This window comes from Nocardioides sp. Z50_6 (genome assembly GCF_058215755.1).
The window spans coordinates 212,712-227,905 of sequence record NZ_JBZAJB010000005.1; the positions used below are offsets into that span (position 1 = coordinate 212,712).

Consider the following 15,194-nt stretch of genomic DNA (forward strand, 5'->3'; position numbering starts at 1 on the left):
GATCCGAGTGAACCCGTCCCGTCTCGGTCGCACCGTGATGGTCGTCCCGACCTACAACGAGGCGGCCAACATCGAGTGGATCATCGAGCGCCTCCGGAAGGCTCAGCCGGACGTCCACGTCCTGGTGGTGGACGACGGGTCCCCGGACGGCACCGGCCGGATCGTCGACGACCTGGTCGGCCGCGACGACCACGTGCACGTCCTGCACCGCACCGAGAAGGCCGGTCTCGGGGCGGCCTACCTGCACGGCTTCCGGGTCGCCCTCGACATGGGCTTCGAGGTGATCGGCGAGATGGACGCCGACGGCTCGCACCAGCCCGAGCAGCTCCAGCGTCTCATCGACGCCCTCGCCGACGGCGCGGACCTGGTGATCGGCTCCCGGTGGATCCCGGGGGGCTCGATCGTCAACTGGTCGCGCGGCCGCGAGGTGCTCTCCCGGGCGGGCAACCTCTACACGCGCATCCTCCTCGGCATGCCGGTGCGGGACGCCACCGCCGGCTACCGCCTCTTCCGGCGCGAGACCCTGGAGGCCATCGACCTCGACACGGTCCGCTCCACCGGCTACGTCTTCCAGACCGACATGGCCTACCGGACCATGCGCCGCGGCCTCAAGGTGGTCGAGGTGCCGATCGAGTTCGTGGAGCGGGAGCGGGGCGACTCCAAGATGAGCCGATCGGTCGCCACCGAGTCGCTGCGCCGGATCACCTTGTGGGGTCTGGAGGAGCGCCGGGCCCAGCTCCGGGCCCGTCTTGGGCACCGTTCGTCATGATGGAGACATGAGCTCAGGTCGACGTGTCCCGGTAGCGGTCCTCTTCGTCCTCCTGGTCGTCCTCCCGCTGGCCGAGCTGTGGACGCTCATCCAGGTGGGACGGGTGATCGGCGCCTGGTGGACGATCGCGCTGCTGCTCCTGATGGGCGTGTTCGGGAGCTGGCTGATCAAGCGCGAGGGACTGCGTGCCTGGCGTGCCCTCACCACGTCGGTCGCCTCCGGCCGGATGCCCGGCACCGAGCTCGCCGACGCCGCGCTCATCGTGCTGGGCGGGGCGCTGATGGTCGCTCCCGGCTTCGTCACCGACGCGATCGGGCTCCTGCTCATCCTCCCGATGACCCGGCCCGTGGCGCGCCGGCTGCTGGTCGCGGCGCTGGGGCGCCGCGTCGTGGTGAGCCCGATGGTCGGCTTCGGCAGGACGGCGGGCGGACGCCCGGACGCACCACACCCCGGAGCGGGGCCCGAGGGCCCCGTCGTCCGGGGTGAGGTGATCGATCCCTGAGGTGCGCGACCGGCGTACGGCGCGCACCGCGTCAGGCTGAGCGGACGCGCTTCTTGGCGTTGGCGCGGTGGAGGTGGGCCGGGCCGATCTCCCCGCCGCGCAGGAGGTCGAGGCGCTCCTTGAGGATCTCCTCCAGCTCCTTCTCCGAGCGGCGCTCCAGGAGCATGTCCCAGTGGGTGCGCGCGGGCTTCTCGACCTTCTCCTCCGGCACGATCCCCGAGGTGCTCAGCGCCTCGGCACCACAGCGAGGGCACTCCCAGCTCGCCGGGATCTCGGCCTCGTCGGACATGGTGATCTCGAACTCGTGACCGTGCTGGCACCGGTAGCCGACCTGCTGACGGGCCGCGAACTCGATCCCGCGTTCGTCCTCGAAACTCTGACCACCCAGTCGCGCGCCCCGCAACGTGCGCTCCGCCATTGAGCCACCTCCACAAAAGTTCTTCGGTCCACCCGTGGTTGACGGGCAGGGGACGGCCCGAGCCAGGCTCTGCGACGCACAAGGGGAGGGCGCCGGCCGTCGTTTCTTCTTCAACGGTAACGAGACCCAGAAGATTCCACGCCCGCAACATACCCAATGTGGGGCATGGCGCGCGAAAGTGGCTGGCGTCTCAGGTCGGCGGGGCCTGGGTCACCAGGCTCGAGTCCCGGCGCAGCCCGCCCTGGACCGGGATGAGCAGGGCCAGGCCGGTGCCGAGCACCGCGAGGATGCCGAGGATGCCCCAGTGCATCGCGTCGTCCGAGTCGGTCACCCCGGTGAGCGCGGCGCCGAGGGCGATCGCCAGCGACCAGGCCATCGGTGCCATGAAGCTCACCGCGCGGCCGGTGGTGGCGTAGAGACCGAAGATCTCGCCCTCCTCCCCCGCGGGGATCAGCCGCGCCAGGAAGGTGCGGGAGGCCGACTGGGCCGGACCGACGAAGATGCAGAGCGTCAGGCCGAAGATCCAGAAGACCGGGGTGCCGCCCTCCTGGAGGGCGAAGACCAGCGAGCCCGCGACCAGCATGCAGCTCAGCGAGATCACGATCACCCGCTTGGGCCCCAGCCGGTCGTCGAGGGCCCCGAAGGCGATGGTGGCGACGCCGGCGACCACGTTGGCCGCCACCCCGAAGATGATGACGTCGCCCGGGGAGAAGCCGAAGGCTCCCGCCGCGAGGACGCCGCCGAAGGTGAAGACGCCCGCCAGGCCGTCGCGGAAGACGGCGGAGGCGATCAGGAAGCGCGCCGTGGTGCGGTCGTCGCGCCACAGGTCGCGGACCGTGCGCAGGATGTGCCGGTAGGAGTCGAGCACGCCCACCCGCTCGGCACCGGTCTGCTCGGCGGGGTCGTCGCGCAGCGTGAAGATCACCGGCAGGCTGAAGAGCACCGTCCACGCGGCGCAGAACAGCATGGCGACCCGCACGTCCATGCCGTCCTCGCCGGTGATCCCGAAGAGGCCGACGTCGGGGTCGATCAGCCCGAAGTAGACGACCAGCAGGAGCACGATCCCGCCGATGTAGCCCAGGCCCCAGCCGAGGCCGGAGACCCGGCCCACCGTCCGGGGCGTGGAGATCTGGTTGAGCATGGCGTTGTAGTTGACCTGTGCGAGCTCGAAGAAGACGTTGCCCGCCGCGAGCAGCAGCAGACCGAGCCACAGGTAGTCAGGGGTGGGTCTCACGAAGAACAGGCCCAGGGAGGCGAGCACGACCAGACCGGTGTTGACCGCGAGCCAGAACGTCCGGCGCCCCGAGCGGTCGGCGCGCTGCCCGCTGACGGGCGCCAGCAGCGCGATCAGGATGCCGGAGAGGGCCATCGCCCAGCCGAACTTGCCGCTCGCCCCGTCCCCGAAGGAGTCCGAGGTGATGTAGACGCTGAAGACGAACGTGGTGATCACGGCGTTGAACGCCGCCGACCCCCAGTCCCACAGGCTCCAGGCGACCACCGGCCACGTCAGCCGCCGCTCGTTGGCCACGGTCGCGGTCGCGCCGTCGTATGACATCTAGCTCTCCCTCCACAGCCCGCGGTGCCGCAGGACGTCCCTGAGTATGTCCGTGCGGTCGGTCATCAGCCCGTCGACCCCACGATCGAGCAGCAGAGCCATCTCCTCGGGGTCGTCGATCGTCCACACGTGGACGTGGAGGCCAGCGGCATGGGCCCGGCGCACCAGCCCGGGCGTGACCACGGTCAGACGGCCTCGCGTGTGCGGCACCTGGAGGGCGTGGCACTGCCTGCTCACCAGCCACCGCGCCAGTCGCGCGCTGGGCAGCAGCCGGAAGGCCACCACCTCCGCCGGGTGCGCCGAGGTGGCCACCCGGGGGCCGGCGAGGCGGCGGAAGGCCCGGAGCCGCCGCGCGGAGAACGAGCCGACCAGCACCCTGTCCCAGGCCTGCTCCTGCTCGATGAGCCGCACCAGGGGCTCGACCGCCCCGTCGGCCTTGACGTCGACGTTGAAGCGGCACCGGGGGAAGGCGCGGAGCAGCTCCTCCAGGGTGGGGATGCGTTCGCGCTGGGCGACGAGAGCCGATCTCACCTCCGCGTGGGAGGTCCGGGCGATCTCCCCGGTCCTGTCGGTGACCCGGTCGAGCACGGTGTCGTGGAAGGCCAGCAGGGCGCCGTCCCGGGTGACGTGCACGTCGGTCTCGAGGTAGCGGTACCCGAGGGCCACCGCGTGGCGGAAGGCCGCCATGGTGTTCTCCAGGCCCTCCAGCCCCGGGTGGTAGGAGCCACCACGGTGCGCGAACGCCAGCAACGGCGCGCCCTCGTCGAGGTAGGGCATACCGGTGGGGGGTCCGTTCACCCGTGCAGTATCCACGACACGGGTGGCCGCCCGGGGTCAGATGTCGCGGAAGGGCTCGATGTTGGCTCCGAGCGTGTTGAGACGTTCCGCGAGGTCCTCGTAGCCGCGGTGGATCACGTAGGTCGAGCGCAGCACCGAGGTGCCCTTGGAGGCGAGCATCGCGAGCAGGATCACCACGGCGGGTCGCAGTGCCGGGGGACAGACGATCTCGGTCCCGGAGAACCGGGTCGGGCCCTCGATCATCACCCGGTGCGGGTCCAGCAGCTTCACGTCGGCCCCGAGCTTGTTGAGCTCGGTGAGGTAGATGGCCCGGTTCTCGTAGACCCAGTCGTGCAGCAGCGTCTGGCCCTGGGCCACGGCGCCGATGACCGCGAAGAACGGGAGGTTGTCGATGTTGAGCCCCGGGAACGGCATCGGGTGCACCTTGTCCAGGGGCGCCCGCAGCTCCGACTTCCGGGTGGTGAGGTCGACGAGCCGGGTACGGCCGTTGTTGGCGACGTACTCGGGGGAGCGGGAGTACTGGAAGCCCATCTCCTCCAGCAGCGCGAGCTCGATCTCCAGGAACTCGATGGGCACCCGGGTGATGGTGATCTCGGAGCTGGTGACGATGGCGGCCGCCAGCAGCGACATCGCCTCGATGGGATCCTCGCTCGGGGAGTAGTCGACGTCGACGTCGATCGACTGCACCCCGGTGACGGTCAGCGTCGTGGTGCCGACGCCCTCGACCCCGACGCCGAGCTTCTGCAGGTAGAAGCAGAGGTCCTGGACCATGTAGTTGGAGGAGGCGTTGCGGATCACGGTCCGGCCGGGGTGGAGCGCCGCGGCCATCAGCGCGTTCTCGGTGACGGTGTCGCCCCGCTCGGTGAGCACGATCGGCCGTTCCGGGGTGATGGCCCGGTTGACCTGGGCGTGGTAGGCGCCGTCGCTGGCCTTGACCTCGAGCCCGAACGGACGCAGCGCGGACATGTGGGGCTCCACCGTGCGGGTGCCGAGGTTGCATCCTCCGGCGTAGGGCAGGTCGAAGGAGGTCGCCTGGTGGAGCAGCGGGCCGAGGAACATGATGACCGAGCGCGTGCGCCGGGCCGCCTCCTCGTCGATCGCGCTCAGGTCGAGCTCGGCCGGAGGGACGATCTCGAGGTCGTTCTCGTCGTTGAGCCAGCGGGTCTGCACCCCGAGGGACTCCAGGACCTCCAGCAACCGGTTGACCTCCTCGATCCGTGCCACCTTGCGCAGGGTGGTGCGGCCCTTGTTGAGCAGCGAGGCGCACAACAGCGCCACGCCGGCGTTCTTGGAGGTCTTGACGTCGATCTGGCCGGACAGGGTGGTGGGCCCGGTGACCCGGAGGTGCGTCGGCCCCGCGCCGACGGCGACGATCTCGGAGTCGAGGGCGCTGCCGATGCGAGCGAGCATCTCCAGGGAGAGGTTCTGGTGGCCCTTCTCGATCCGGTTGATCGCGCTCTGGCTGGTGCCGAGGGTCTCCGCGAGCTGTTGCTGCGTGAGGCCACGGTGCTTGCGGGCGTCGCGGATGATGTTCCCGATGCGTCCCAGGTAGTCCTGCGTCATGTCACTCACGTTATCTCAGATATGAGATAACCCAAGTCGGGGGCGCGCCTCGTCGCCGCCCGTTCCGCTCGCCCGCGTCTCGTGACCAAAGGCCCGTGGCGGGGGTCTTTCGCCCGTGGCAGGCCGCTGACCAGCAGAACTACCTTCGATCCGGGCATCCCGGACGTACCCCTCGGCGGTGCCGGTCCGACGACGAGGCAGGAGCACGACGTGGCAACACTCACAGCATGGAAGTTCGACACTCCCGACGGCGCCCAGCGGGCCGAGGACGCGCTGATCGGGCTGCAGAAGCAGGAGCTGATCAAGGTGCTGGACGCCGCGACGGTGTCGTGGCCCGAGGACAAGAAGAAGCCGAAGACGCGGCAGGCCAACGACCTGCTGGCGCCGGGCATCCTCGGCGGCATGTTCTGGGGCCTGCTGTTCGGGGTGATCTTCTTCGTCCCGCTGATCGGGCTGGTGGTGGGCGCCGCTTCCGGCGCCCTGGTCGGCGCCCTGACCGACATCGGGATCGACGACGACTTCATCGACTCGGTGCGCGAGAAGGTCGTGCCCGGGACCTCGGCCCTCTTCGTGCTGACCACCGGAGCGGTGGTCGACCGGGTCCACGAGTCGCTGCGGGAGCAGGGGATCAGCGGAGAGCTCATCGAGACCAACCTCTCCGCAGAGGACGAGGCCAACCTGCGCTCCATGCTCGAGGAGTCCGACTGAGCGTGCGAGGTGGCCGGCCGGTGTGCACCACCGGCACCCGGCCGGCTCCGCCCGGTCAGGCCTCGTGCGCCGCGGCGGCGGCGGGGGAGGGGCGGTCGCCCTCGAACAGGTCGGGGGAGATGTCGCCGAGCAGCGTGACCGCCGTCTGGTTGATGTGCTCGAGCAGGCTCACCACCTCCTGGACCTCCGGCGGGTAGACGCCCTCGGCGTCCTCCGGCTCGGGCAGGGCCATCAGCACCACGCCCGGCACCCGGTCGGCCAGCACGGCGTTGAGCGCCCCCAGGTTCTGGTCGAGGACCCGGCGCATCCCCTCCCAGTCCGGGCCTGAGGCGTCGACCTCGTCGGTGACCACCTCGGTGGCGGCACGCACCAGGCGACGCGTGGCATGGGCCAGCGACCACACGGCCGTGAGCTGTGCCTCGACGCCCCCCGTCTCCAGGGAGCCCCCGGAGCCCCGCAACGGCGCGGCCGTGGAGTTGATCGCCCGGACGTGCTGGTCGACGACCAGGAGCCGGTGCTGGAGCGCCCCGGGGGAGATCGTCCGGCCCCCCGCGAGCCGCTCCAGGCTGCCGGCCACCAGCACCTGGAGGTCGCCGACCAGGGTGGAGACGTCCCGGTTGAGCTTGCGCCGCGTGTGCGTGGGCAGGACCCGCCAGGCGACGAACAGCGCGATCGCGGCGCCGAGGAGCGTCTCGATGATCCGTATCTCGAGGGCGAGAGGGCTCAGTCGGCCGAGGAACTCGTACATCCCGGCGAAGATCAGGGTCGTCCAGAAGGCGGTGTAGCCGGAGGAGACGGGACGGGAGTAGACCGACCCGAAGACGGCCACGGCCAGCACGGCGACCATCAGCCAGGTGGGTGCCCCGGTCCCGATGGCGACCCCGAAGCCCACCGCGGCCCCGGCCACCGTGCCCGTGATGCGCTGCAGCCCCTTGACGAACGTCTCCCCGTCGGTGCCGCCCAGGACCTGGAACGCGGCCAGGGACGCCCAGTACTGGTGGGTGTCGTAGACGGCCTCCGCGAGCACCAGCGACGCCCCCGTGGCGACCGCGGCCTGGACCGCGCGGCGCATCGGGGGTGCGACCCGCTCGGTGGCGGAGGAGGGCTCCGGGACCGACGCGGCCGGCGAGAGGGCGCTCAGCGCGGCCGCCTCCTCGTCCTCGTAGGGGTCGACGACGTCGGAGGGCTCCAACGGGCGCGGCGCGGAAGTCGCTGACTCCCATCCCGCCAGGACGGTGAAGGCCCGGTTGAACTCGTCGATGGCGCGGTGCAGGCGCCGGGCCACGGGCGGCCAGTGCCCCGACACCGGGTCCTGGTCCCAGGGCGGCGGAGCGGGCGGGGCCGTCTTGGCGCCCTCCTCCGACGCCCGGGACGCCAGGCTGCTGCGCAGGTGGGCGGCCAACAGCTCCAGGCGGCCACCGAGCCTGGCCCGCATCTGCAGGGAGAGGGTCGTGCCGGTGACCTCCCGGGCGGCCTGCTGGAGGTTGACCGAGGCGAGCTCGGCGTCGAAGACCCGCAGGCGGAGCCTGGCGCCGTGGCCTTCGTCGACCCCCGTGGCGTCGGCCTCTCCGGTGAGCAGGCCGGCGAGCAGGGCGGCACCCCGGTGCAGCCGTTGCACGTCGTGGGCGGCACGCCGTCGCATCGCCGGGTCCCAGCGGGCCGAGGAGACGGCATCGACCAGGGTGTCGACCAGTGAGACCATCTCGCCCCCGTAGGCGTCAATCCCGTCGCGCAGCACCTCCCGGGGGCGGTCGGGCACCAGCACGTAGACGAACAGGTAGGCCCACACGACCCCGGCCACGGCCGCCCCGGAGAACCAGACCACGTCGTCGAGGTCGAGCTGGAGGATGAGCAAGAAGTAGTAGGCCATGAACGTGATCCGCCCCACCGCCGCCCACCGGCTGCCGAGGCTGCCCGCCGCCATCGCGGCGAAGGCGACGACCACGAGCAGCAGGCCGCCGCCGAGCGGAGCCTCGGACACCAGGGCGCCGACCAGCAGCACCAGGCAGAGGGGCACCACCACCAACAGGGAGGTGGCCTTCCGGCCCCGCAACGTCTTGTCGACGTCGATGCCGGTGCTCAGCATCGCCACGAACCCGCCGAAGACGGCCGGGGGCACGGCCGACTCGCCGAGTGCGTCGTAGAGGAGGTGGACGGTGGCGAACGCGGCCGCGGCCGCCAGCAGCGCCCTGGACGCCGTACGCCGACGCACGTGGCCGGGGTCCACCCGAGCGCCGAGGTCGACGAGCCGGCCCCACCACCTCCGGTACCACGGGAGGGGGCCGCGGCCCGTCGCGCGCACCGCCCAGGGCGTGGCACCCGGGACCTCCTCGACGTCGGCCAGCACCGCCACGTCGCGCGAGACGAGCACCGAGACGGGCCGCTGGGTGAGGATCACCGGCTGGTAGTCGAGGTCCTGGCTCACCGCGAGGAGGATCTGGCGCGCCCGGTAGGCGAAGGGCAGCCATGCCGAGTAGCGGGCGTAGGCGTCGTCGAGGTCGGCCAGCGGGTCCGCCTCGACCAGGGGACGCAGGGCGTGCTCGAGCTCGAGGAACCGGGCGACCCACGGGTCGTGCGGCTCCGGGACCTGGCCGACGGTGAGGTGGGCCAGGAAGGCGTCGCGGGAGACCACCTCGGGGAGGTGGGTGTCGGTCCAGCCCAGCTTGGTCTGCAGGTAGTCCCCGAACTCGAGGAAGTGGAAGGTGAGCGCCGACAGTGCGGGCCCCGAGGCGGCAGGGTGCCCGGTCGGCAGGCCCCAGCGCAGCACGCTGAGGGTCCCGCCGACCATCCCGAGGGCGTAGGGCAGGGCGAACTGGTCGCGCCCGCTCTGGAAGTAGTAGGCCGCGTGGTGCAGCCGCAGGCCGTCGATGTAGGAGGTGAAGGCGTCGGTGACGGCGTCGAGGTGGTCGTCGAGACCCTGGGGCTGTCCGTCCTTGAAGTAGGGCGTGAGGCTGGCCACGGGCGACCCTGCCCCGCGCTCGACGCTGGAGAACTGCCGGCACAGCACGTGGAGGCTGCCGATCACGTCGTAGACCCCGAGCAGGAAGGTCAGGACGAGGGAGACCAGCACGACCCCGGTCAGGGTCTCCACGATGCTGAGGAAGCGCAGTAGGTCGGTCTCCGCGGTGAGGGCCGAGCCCCCGACCGTGGACAGCTGCGCCGCGCTGAAGTACATCGCGTCGAAGAGGTCGAGGCTCGAGCCGGTGCCGCTGACCGAGAAGGCCGACTCCGACATCTTGCCGCGATAGATCAGGCCGTAGCCGGTGATGACGCCGAACAGCCAGACCACGACGACCGTCACCAGCTGGAGCCCCGTGACCTGCCGCAGCCCAAGGGACCGCCAGCGCCGCGGCAGCCGGCGGGTCACGCGGCGCAGCACGTGCCACTGCGCCGACGAGACGCGGCCGGCGATGAAGCCGGCCTCGTCGTAGTTCAGTGCAGTGAGGAAGACGTCGACAAGCGTGGCCCCGAGGACCACGATTCCCAGCCCAAGCCACAGCGTGTCCACACCCACCACTCCTTCTGCCGTCGCGGGCGCCCTCCCCGGATGCCCTCATCTGCTCAGTAGGAGGCGCCCAGCCGGTATCCCAGGAGAGCCAGGACGACGCTGACGACCAGCACCCCCACGCCGTAGGTGAGTGCCGTCCCGTAGGCCCTGCGCTGCACGAGCTGGACGGTCTCGTAGCTGGCGGTGCTGAACGTGGTGTAGCCGCCCAGGAAGCCGGTGCCGAGCACGGCGCTCGCCTCGGTCGACGCGAGGCCGCCCGCCACCAGGCCGGTGAGCAGGCCCAGCACCAGGGAGCCGGACATGTTGATCAGCGCGGTGGGCCAGGGGAAGCGGCTCGTCAGCCGGGAGCGGATGGCGCCGTCGACGACGAACCGCACGCCCGCGCCGACCCCGCCGGCCAGGACGAGCAGCGCGAAGAGGCCCGGGGTCACGACGAGCCCCTCTCGGCTGCCGGACCCTCCACCGGACCCTCCACCAGGGAGGCGGTGAGGATCCCGAGGAGCGTCGCGCAGGCGCCGAGGACCAGGGTGCCGAGCGCGTAGAGCGCCCCCACACCGATCCGGGAGTCGTCGAGGAGCACGGCGGTGTCGGTGGCCAGGGAGCTGAAGGTGGTCAGGCCCCCGCAGAACCCCGTCCCCACCAGCAGCTTCAGCCGGCCCACCAGCGGCTTGGGGGGTGCGGCGCGGCTCAGACCGGCGTAGAGCAGACCGAGGACGAAGGCGCCCACGACGTTGACCACCGGGATCACCACCGGCACCCGGTCGACCTCGGAGATCATGAGCGAGAACCCCTCGCGCAGGGCGACCCCGAAGAAGGCGCCGAGCACCACCAGGCCGATGGAGGCCGCGTGCAGGTAGTCGGGTCGCTTCGTCACGCCGGGCGGTGCATGGTCGGGCGGCCCGTGGTCGGGCGGTCGCCCCGGCTCCTGCGTCGCACCGGGGACAGGGTCTGGGTCGGCGGCCATGTCTGGAACTTATGGGCGCCGTCACGGCGCCAACAGGTCCCATGTGCCCGGGTCCACCTGCCGAAGGTCCCAGCCCGCAGGGAGGACTCCGGCCCTTCTGGCCCGGAATGAACTTCTGTAGACCTGAGAGCGGAAGGCACGACGACGCTGTCACGCAGTGCCGGCACCAGCCGCACGAGCGGCCGGGCAGCGCTGCGTCAGGGTGGCCGACGTGCACTGCGCGACCGGTCCGCGGGACGCGCAGGAGGTATTCGCTCTTCTCGAAAGGTCTGCGCTCCCATGGATCTGACTCCCAAGGAAATCGACAAGCTCTACATCTACCAGGTCGCCGAGATCGCCCGTCGTCGCCGTGACCGAGGCACCAAGCTCAACCTCAGCGAGGCGCAGGCGCTGATCTGCGAGGCGATCCTCGAGGCGGCCCGGGACGGCAAGTCCGTCGCCGAGTGCATGGAGCTCGGCAAGCACGTGGTCTCCGAGGCCGACTGCATGGACGGCGTCAGGCAGCGACTGGCCCTGCTGCAGGTCGAGGCGACCTTCGTCGACGGCAGCAAGCTCGTGTCCTGCCACGATCCCGTGGCCGCGTGAGCATGCGAGCGAGCGCTCCGACCCCCGCCCTGGTGCTGGTCACCGGGCACGAGGCGGCGGGCGACTCGATCGTGCCGTCGCTCGCCGAGGCGAGACCCGGCACGGTCGTCTCCCCGCCGGGCTGGCCGCTGCACGGCGAGGTTGCGCGCCTGCTCGACGCCGGGGACGGCGAGGTACTGGTGCTGCCGATGACCTGGGGCCGAGACCCGGGCATGGTGGCCGACACCGCCAAGACGCTCGGCTGGCTGGCCACCGGGCCCGCGGCCGGCCGGGTGGCTCTCTGCGACGGCTTCGGGACCGCCGACCACCTCGTGGCCCACCTGCGCCGGGCCGTCCTGGAGACCGGGGCGCGCAGTCCCGAGGCGGGGGTGCTCGTCACGGCTCAGGCCAGCAACCCCTTCGACGACGCCGAGCTGCACCGGCTGGGCCACCTCGTCCGCACCCACGGGGCGGGAGCCGGGGTCGAGGTCGCCTGCGTGCGTGACGCTGCCGACCTCGAGCAGGCCGTGGACCGTTGCCGGCGGCTCGGGACGGCGCAGGTGGAGGTCGTGCCGGCCGGGTTCGCCCGGTCGTGCGCCCCGGCCGGCGAGGCCGGTGGCCTGCCGGACGGCGTCACCTTCCACGGCCCCCTGCTCTCGCTCGCGGCGGCCACCCAGGTGGTGCGTCAGCGGGTGGCGGTGGCCCTGCACCTGCTCGACCACGGCCACGACGGCATCGAGGCGGGGCTGCTGGCCGACCACGGGCACGGCTACGCCCACTCCCACGGGACCGAGGGTCACGACGCAGAGCACGGCCACGGGCACGGGCACGCACACAGCGCCCCGTCGCCCCCCGCACAGCAGATGAGAAACCCATCCGAGAGCTTGGAGGCGCAGCGATGCTAGGCAGCCCGAAGTACCACCACACCGGCGACGACATCGAGATCAACGCCGGCCGGCCCACCGTCACCCTCAACGTCACCAACACCGGTGACCGGGGGATCCAGGTCGGCTCCCACTTCCACTTCTTCGAGACCAACCGCGCCCTGCTGTTCGAGCGTGAGCTCGCCTACGGCATGCACCTGGACATCCCCGCCGGCACGGGGGTCCGCTTCGAGCCGGGTGACACCCGCGAGGTGAGGCTCACCGCCTACGCGGGGTCGCGGCGGGTCATCGGCTTCAACAGCCTCGTCGACGGCGGCCTCGACGCCAGCCACACCCGGGAGGCGGCGATGGTCCGGATGGCCGAACGGGGCTTCCAGAACGGGAAGCCCGCCGCGGCGTCCCGCAAGTCGTCGGCCAAGTCGTCGGCCAAGTCGTCGGCCAGTTCATCCGCCAAGGGATCCGCCAAGGGATCCGCCAAGACCAAGAAGGGCAAGAGCTGATGGCCATCATCTCGCGCAAGGAGTACACCGACCTCTACGGCCCCACCACCGGGGACCGACTCACCCTCGCCGACTCCAACCTCGTCATCGAGGTCGAGATGGACTACAGCGAGGGGAGCTACGGGGACGAGGTCGTCTACGGCGGCGGCAAGACCGCCCGGGACGGCATGGCGGCGGACCCGGAGACCACGAGCGCCCGCGGCGGCCTCGACCTCGTCATCACCAACGTGGTCGTCCTGGATCCGATCCTGGGCGTGGTCAAGGGCGACATCGGCGTCAAGGACGGCAGGATCGTCGGGATCGGCAAGTCCGGCAACCCGCACCTGCAGAAGAACGTCGACCCGCGCCTGGTGGTGGGTGCGGTCACCGAGGTGATCGCGGGGGAGCACCTGATCGCGACGGCCGGGGCCATCGACACCCACGTCCACTACATCTCGCCGCAGCAGGCCATCCACGCGCTCTCCAACGGCATCACGACCCTCTTCGGCGGTGGTACCGGCCCCACCGACGCCACCAACGGGGTGACCACCACGCCGGGCGCGTGGCACATCCACCGGATGCTCGAGGCAGCCGAGCAGGTGCCCGTCAACATGGGCTTCCACGGCAAGGGCAACGGGTCCCTGCCGACGGCCCTGGTGGAGCAGATCGAGGCGGGTGCCTCCTCGTTGAAGGTCCACGAGGACTGGGGGACCACGCCGGCGGCGCTCAGCAACGCCCTCACGGTGGCCGACCAGTACGACGTCCAGGTCTCGGTCCACACCGACAGCCTCAACGAGGCGGGGTTCGTGGAGGACACCATGTCCGCGATCAACGGCCGGACCATCCACACCTACCACACCGAGGGCGCCGGGGGCGGGCACGCGCCGGACATCCTCAGGGCCGCCAGCCACTCCAACGTGCTGCCGTCCTCCACCAACCCGACGCTGCCCTACACGGTCAACTCGATCGACGAGCTGCTCGACATGGTGATGGTCTGTCACCACCTCTCCCACGACATCCCCGAGGACGTCGCGTTCGCCGACTCCCGGGTCCGCGCGGAGACGATCTCGGCCGAGACGGTGCTGCACGACGAGGGCGTGCTGTCCATGTTCTCCTCGGACTCCCAGGCGATGGGCCGCATCGGGGAGAGCGTGACCCGCGCCTTCCAGACCGCGCACCACAACAAGGACAAGCGGGGCAAGCTGCCGGAGGACGCCGAGGCCAACGACAACTTCCGGGTGCTGCGCTACCTGGCCAAGGTCACGATCAACCCCGCCATCACCCAGGGCATCTCCGACTACGTCGGCTCGCTGGAGGACGGCAAGATCGCCGACATCGTGCTGTGGCGGGTCGACTCCTTCGCGGTGAAGCCGAAGATGGTGATCAAGGGAGGGCTCATCAACTGGGCTCTGATGGGGGACCCCAACTCCTCGCTGCCCACGCCTCAGCCGGTCTACTACCGGCCGATGTTCGGGATGTACGGCAAGGCGCTGCAGAGCACGAGGGTGACCTTCATGTCGCAGGCCGGGGTGGACAACGGCGTCCCCCAGCAGCTCGGCCTGGAGAGCCAGGTGCTGCCGGTCAAGCGCTGCCGCACCATCGGCAAGGACCACATGGTGCGCAACGACCGGACTCCCGTCATCGAGGTGGACCCCGAGACCTACCGGGTCACCTTCGACGGTCAACCGGCCCACATCGAGCCGGCCCAGAGCCTGCCCATGAACCAGCTCTTCTACCTGGCGTGAGCCCGGTGATCGAGGTTGCTGACGAGACCCGGACGGCGAGCACCAGTCTCCTGGCCAGTCTCCAGCTCTCCGACTCCGCCTTCCCGAGCGGCTTCTACACGATGTCGCACGGGTTGGAGGGGTTCAGCCAGGCCGAGCTGGTGGAGCGCGAGGGCGTGGAGGACCTCCTCCGGGGCCTCCTGCTGCACTCGGTGGGGCCGGGTGACGCCACCGCGCTGGCCCGTGCCCACGACGCGGCCCGCGAGGGCGACTGGGACCGGGTGGTCCTCGTCGACCAGATGCTGCACGCCGCCAAGCTCAACACCGAGATGCGCAAGGCGTCGGTCCGGAGCGGCCACCAGCTCACCAGCCTCACCCAGGAGGCCTTCGGGGGGCCGGAGCTGGAGGAGTGGGCCCGCCTGGTCGGCACCAAGGAGACCCCGGGGTGCCAGCCCGTGGCCTCGGCGGTGGCCTACCTGGCCGCCGGGGTCGACGCCCGCCAGGCGGCGCTGTCGGACATGTCGGCGTTCGCCGTGAGCTTCCTGGGGGCGGCACTGCGGCTCCGGCTCACCGACCACCGGCACATGCAGGTGGTGCTGCACGCCGTGGCGTCCGACATCGCCCGCGCCGCGGAGGAGGCGGTGACGCGCCCCCTGGCCGACATGGGGGGCTTCGTCCCGATGTCCGACGTGATGTCGGCGCAGCACGAGCGCGCGGAGGCACGGCTCTTCGCGAGCTGAGACACCTCCTGGCACCGA

15 protein-coding genes are annotated in these 15,194 nt (G+C 71.1%); 8 read left to right on the top strand and 7 right to left on the bottom strand.

Translation table 11 applies throughout. The features are described 5' to 3' along the window. The first annotated feature begins 7 nt into the window (after positions 1 to 7). Together AC4BGE_RS13770 and AC4BGE_RS13775 are read left to right on the top strand one after the other, a co-directional pair. Positions 8 to 769, top strand: coding sequence for a polyprenol monophosphomannose synthase (locus tag AC4BGE_RS13770; protein WP_490572229.1), 762 nt, complete (start codon positions 8 to 10; stop codon positions 767 to 769). A 7-nt stretch (positions 770 to 776) separates the two neighbouring features. Beyond that, on the top strand, positions 777 to 1,271 hold the full coding sequence (locus AC4BGE_RS13775) for an FxsA family protein (RefSeq protein WP_490575648.1): 495 nt from the start codon (positions 777 to 779) through the stop codon (positions 1,269 to 1,271). A 31-nt stretch (positions 1,272 to 1,302) separates the two neighbouring features. Here AC4BGE_RS13775 and AC4BGE_RS13780 read toward each other — a convergent pair whose 3' ends face one another. The 4 genes from AC4BGE_RS13780 to AC4BGE_RS13795 all read right to left on the bottom strand — a co-directional run bounded on the left by AC4BGE_RS13780 (position 1,303) and on the right by AC4BGE_RS13795 (position 5,605). Then, the gene (locus tag AC4BGE_RS13780) at positions 1,303 to 1,689 is read right to left on the bottom strand and encodes an RNA polymerase-binding protein RbpA (RefSeq protein WP_490572227.1); all 387 of its coding nucleotides are present in this window, start codon (positions 1,687 to 1,689) and stop codon (positions 1,303 to 1,305) included. A 190-nt stretch (positions 1,690 to 1,879) separates the two neighbouring features. Further along, positions 1,880 to 3,244 (bottom strand): MFS transporter, encoded by a 1,365-nt coding sequence (locus AC4BGE_RS13785; protein WP_490575649.1) that lies wholly within the window; start codon positions 3,242 to 3,244, stop codon positions 1,880 to 1,882. Then, entirely contained in the window at positions 3,245 to 4,042 is a 798-nt protein-coding gene (locus AC4BGE_RS13790; RefSeq protein WP_490572225.1) for a glycerophosphodiester phosphodiesterase family protein, read from the bottom strand. Between the two features lie 36 nt (positions 4,043 to 4,078). Further along, entirely contained in the window at positions 4,079 to 5,605 is a 1,527-nt protein-coding gene (locus AC4BGE_RS13795; RefSeq protein ID WP_490572224.1) for a helix-turn-helix domain-containing protein, read from the bottom strand. A 210-nt stretch (positions 5,606 to 5,815) separates the two neighbouring features. On the opposite strand from AC4BGE_RS13795, the gene AC4BGE_RS13800 reads away from it, so the two are divergent. Then, the gene (locus AC4BGE_RS13800; RefSeq protein WP_490572223.1) at positions 5,816 to 6,313 is read left to right on the top strand and encodes a DUF1269 domain-containing protein; all 498 of its coding nucleotides are present in this window, start codon (positions 5,816 to 5,818) and stop codon (positions 6,311 to 6,313) included. Between the two features lie 55 nt (positions 6,314 to 6,368). On the opposite strand, the gene AC4BGE_RS13805 is transcribed toward AC4BGE_RS13800, so the two are convergent. From AC4BGE_RS13805 to AC4BGE_RS13815, 3 genes are read right to left on the bottom strand one after another with little or no spacing between them, the layout of a single operon-like run. Then, positions 6,369 to 9,821 carry an FUSC family protein gene (locus tag AC4BGE_RS13805; protein WP_490575650.1) on the bottom strand — a complete coding sequence of 1,151 codons (3,453 nt, stop codon included), beginning with the start codon at positions 9,819 to 9,821 and terminating at the stop codon, positions 6,369 to 6,371. A 53-nt stretch (positions 9,822 to 9,874) separates the two neighbouring features. Further along, positions 9,875 to 10,252, bottom strand: coding sequence for a fluoride efflux transporter FluC (locus AC4BGE_RS13810; protein ID WP_490575651.1), 378 nt, complete (start codon positions 10,250 to 10,252; stop codon positions 9,875 to 9,877). Next, on the bottom strand, positions 10,249 to 10,695 hold the full coding sequence (locus AC4BGE_RS13815) for a fluoride efflux transporter FluC (protein ID WP_490575652.1): 447 nt from the start codon (positions 10,693 to 10,695) through the stop codon (positions 10,249 to 10,251). Before AC4BGE_RS13815 ends, AC4BGE_RS13810 begins: the two co-directional genes overlap by 4 nt. A 369-nt stretch (positions 10,696 to 11,064) precedes the next feature. Between AC4BGE_RS13815 and AC4BGE_RS13820 the strand changes: the two genes are divergently transcribed. Genes AC4BGE_RS13820 through AC4BGE_RS13840 form a run of 5 tightly spaced genes read left to right on the top strand, consistent with a single transcriptional unit; the run spans position 11,065 to position 15,176 of the window. Beyond that, on the top strand, positions 11,065 to 11,370 hold the full coding sequence (locus tag AC4BGE_RS13820; RefSeq protein WP_490572219.1) for an urease subunit gamma: 306 nt from the start codon (positions 11,065 to 11,067) through the stop codon (positions 11,368 to 11,370). Beyond that, a complete protein-coding gene (locus AC4BGE_RS13825) occupies positions 11,367 to 12,254 on the top strand; it encodes a sirohydrochlorin chelatase (RefSeq protein ID WP_490572218.1) in 888 nt (295 codons plus the stop codon). The genes AC4BGE_RS13820 and AC4BGE_RS13825 overlap by 4 nt, the downstream gene beginning before the upstream one ends. Next, on the top strand, positions 12,248 to 12,733 hold the full coding sequence (locus AC4BGE_RS13830) for an urease subunit beta (RefSeq protein ID WP_490575653.1): 486 nt from the start codon (positions 12,248 to 12,250) through the stop codon (positions 12,731 to 12,733). Before AC4BGE_RS13825 ends, AC4BGE_RS13830 begins: the two co-directional genes overlap by 7 nt. After that, on the top strand, positions 12,733 to 14,457 hold the full coding sequence (gene ureC / locus AC4BGE_RS13835) for an urease subunit alpha (RefSeq protein WP_490575654.1): 1,725 nt from the start codon (positions 12,733 to 12,735) through the stop codon (positions 14,455 to 14,457). The genes AC4BGE_RS13830 and ureC overlap by 1 nt, the downstream gene beginning before the upstream one ends. After that, positions 14,454 to 15,176, top strand: a complete 723-nt coding sequence (locus AC4BGE_RS13840) for an urease accessory protein UreF (RefSeq protein ID WP_490572215.1) — start codon at positions 14,454 to 14,456, stop codon at positions 15,174 to 15,176. Before ureC ends, AC4BGE_RS13840 begins: the two co-directional genes overlap by 4 nt. Positions 15,177 to 15,194: the final 18 nt, after the last annotated feature.

Bases quoted from the DNA above. Each gene is read 5' to 3' on its own strand.
- AC4BGE_RS13775 (WP_490575648.1), top strand. From the start codon at position 777: ATGAGCTCAGGTCGACGTGTCCCGGTAGCGGTCCTCTTCGTCCTCCTG.
- AC4BGE_RS13780 (WP_490572227.1), bottom strand. From the start codon at position 1,689: ATGGCGGAGCGCACGTTGCGGGGCGCGCGACTGGGTGGTCAGAGTTTC.
- AC4BGE_RS13785 (WP_490575649.1), bottom strand. From the start codon at position 3,244: ATGTCATACGACGGCGCGACCGCGACCGTGGCCAACGAGCGGCGGCTG.
- AC4BGE_RS13795 (WP_490572224.1), bottom strand. From the start codon at position 5,605: ATGACGCAGGACTACCTGGGACGCATCGGGAACATCATCCGCGACGCC.
- AC4BGE_RS13820 (WP_490572219.1), top strand. From the start codon at position 11,065: ATGGATCTGACTCCCAAGGAAATCGACAAGCTCTACATCTACCAGGTC.
- AC4BGE_RS13830 (WP_490575653.1), top strand. From the start codon at position 12,248: ATGCTAGGCAGCCCGAAGTACCACCACACCGGCGACGACATCGAGATC.
- ureC (WP_490575654.1), top strand. From the start codon at position 12,733: ATGGCCATCATCTCGCGCAAGGAGTACACCGACCTCTACGGCCCCACC.